This is a genomic window from Endozoicomonas sp. ONNA2, from assembly GCF_024606365.1.
GTDB lineage: Bacteria > Pseudomonadota > Gammaproteobacteria > Pseudomonadales > Endozoicomonadaceae > Endozoicomonas.
On sequence record NZ_JAHHPO010000254.1, the window covers coordinates 1 to 1,698 of the forward strand.

The 1,698-nt window shown below is 38.1% G+C and carries 1 protein-coding gene; it reads left to right on the forward strand.

Annotated elements, in window-relative coordinates; translation table 11 throughout:
* The first annotated feature begins 196 nt into the window (after positions 1–196).
* A complete protein-coding gene (locus KDK14_RS04515) occupies positions 197–1,609 on the forward strand; it encodes a hypothetical protein (RefSeq protein ID WP_257263826.1) in 1,413 nt (470 codons plus the stop codon).
* The last annotated feature ends 89 nt before the right edge of the window (positions 1,610–1,698 follow it).

Below are 1,698 nucleotides of genomic sequence, written 5' to 3' on the forward strand. Positions count from 1 at the left end.
AGTTTGTTTTTTGACAAACACCCTGCCAAACCAGGAAAAAACCCAAAATGTGACACTTGCCAATCAACTATCAGAACTAATTATAAATAAAACAACCAGTACTTGATAAACATAACAATCAAGAACATATTTTAAAAAGAAGTAAATCATCACAAGCCACCGATCTTTTTTGGATATACCGTAATCAGGCAAGCCTATGATTAATTTTTTGGTCAGACTACTCTTTATACCTTTTTTTTTAATTACTATTGCAGGATGGTTTGGATTTAAACTTTATGCTGAAACCCAGCTCACTAAAGCATTAAAAAAATATGCACCTATGGCTTCTGATTACGCAGATATAGAATTTGATACAGTTAATGTTCATATATCCGGTAAAATATCAATATCAAAAATAACAATAACACCTGTAAAAATATTCAAAAGTCCAATTACTGCAGAAAGTTTATCGATTATTTTCCCCAGCACTTTAGCAATGATGAAGACTATGTATCACTTCAACATCAACGAAATACCAGAGCTACCTGATTCATTGCGCTTTCAATATGATGGTATTGAATTTCCGCTGAAAGGAAATGAACATTTTTATACCGGATTCAATTATAAAAAGCAGCTACGACTTAAAAAAGAGCTAAATGGAATTTTAGAACCTGTCTGTGATGATCAATACATTATCGGTGTGAATCAATTAAAGCAGATGGGTATTAACACACTTATCGATAGCCTTTTCTGGGAATATAGTTATAACTCTGAAAACCAGAAAATGCTTGTTCAATTTGGCATCAGTGCCACTGATCTATACAAAGCATCATTACAGGCAAGATTTAACAAAAAAGGAACACCTGTTATCGACGACTTCATGAAAATTCCGGTCCTGACCAATGCAGAATTTACTTATCAGGATGCGGGTCTGGTCAGGATGAGCACACAGTTTTGCGCTAAAAGCTTTGGCATTTCAACAGCAGAATACATTAACTTTATAACCAATCTGCCAGACATCTTCTACTACTACATAACAGGCAGTGTTCCTAATGAAGCAATGAAAAAAGCCCAGATCAACTTTCTGAAAAATCCGGATACCGTCACCATTACGGGAAACTTTCCACCTAACTTCCATCCTCAGGCCTTCTCTGTATATGATCCTGAACTCTGGGTGTCATCATTTGGCCTCTCACTGCTGGTTAACAACAGCCCCGTTTCTCCGTTTGAAATCCTCTCCCCAACTCATTTTGGTCCGGCAGGGGGGGCATCTGATTCGGAATTGGCAAACATCCCTGCCACAAAAATCGAGCCACAAATCCGCAAGGAGCGACAGTCTCAAATCAACTATGGGGAAAACGACGAAAACTTTCTCTTTGTTGAGGAACTGCCTTCTAATCAGCAGGAAGAGGAATTACGGAAGCATCAGCAGTTCATAGACATTCCAATTCATGATTTACCAATTCTTATTGGTGCCTGGTTAGAGGTTCATGTTGAACCATCAAAAATTTTCAGAGGAGATCTGCTGGCAGTGGATCGGGAAAAGCTGTTACTGAAGGTGGAATCTCCGGGGGGGAGCATCACAACGCCCATTAAGCTTCATCTCGTTAAATCTATTAAGACCAGATAAAAAAGCACCGTGCTTAAGTAGCCAAAAATATTCGATTCCATATGGCCAGCTACTTTTGCCGTGAAAAATATTTTGCTTGACCATTTTTC

Excerpts from the sequence above, each read along its gene's own strand:
- KDK14_RS04515 (WP_257263826.1), top strand. The coding sequence starts at position 197 with ATGATTAATTTTTTGGTCAGACTACTCTTTATACCTTTTTTTTTAATT.